The sequence below is a fragment of the Dellaglioa sp. CoH-56-MRSF-14 genome (assembly GCF_056782115.1).
In genome coordinates, this window is the sequence record NZ_JBXAYB010000044.1 from 1 (window position 1) to 372 (window position 372).

The 372-nt window shown below is 42.7% G+C and carries 2 tRNA genes; both read left to right on the top strand.

Going from position 1 to position 372, the window contains the following annotated elements:
- Positions 1-101: 101 nt before the first annotated feature.
- Positions 102-176 (top strand) — tRNA-Ile (locus tag AC1RPX_RS07780).
- 27 nt (positions 177-203) lie between these two features.
- A tRNA-Ala gene (locus AC1RPX_RS07785) sits at positions 204-276 on the top strand.
- The last annotated feature ends 96 nt before the right edge of the window (positions 277-372 follow it).

Sequence of the window (372 nt, forward strand, 5' to 3'; positions counted from 1 at the left end):
CCTGCGGCTGGATCACCTCCTTTCTAAGGAATATTACGGAAACCTACACACTTGTCGAAAATTTGTTTAGTTTTGAGAGATCTACTCTCAAAAGCGTTTACGGGCCTATAGCTCAGCTGGTTTAGAGCGCACGCCTGATAAGCGTGAGGTCGATGGTTCGAGTCCATTTAGGCCCATTTACCAATTAATAAAATACCCATTATGGGGCCTTAGCTCAGCTGGGAGAGCGCCTGCCTTGCACGCAGGAGGTCATCGGTTCGATCCCGTTAGGCTCCATTGACAATATTAATTGTCGAATTTGTTCTTTGAAAACTAGATAATATTTATTAAATTTTTAAGCAATAAGCCGAGAAACACCGCGTTTTATTAGTT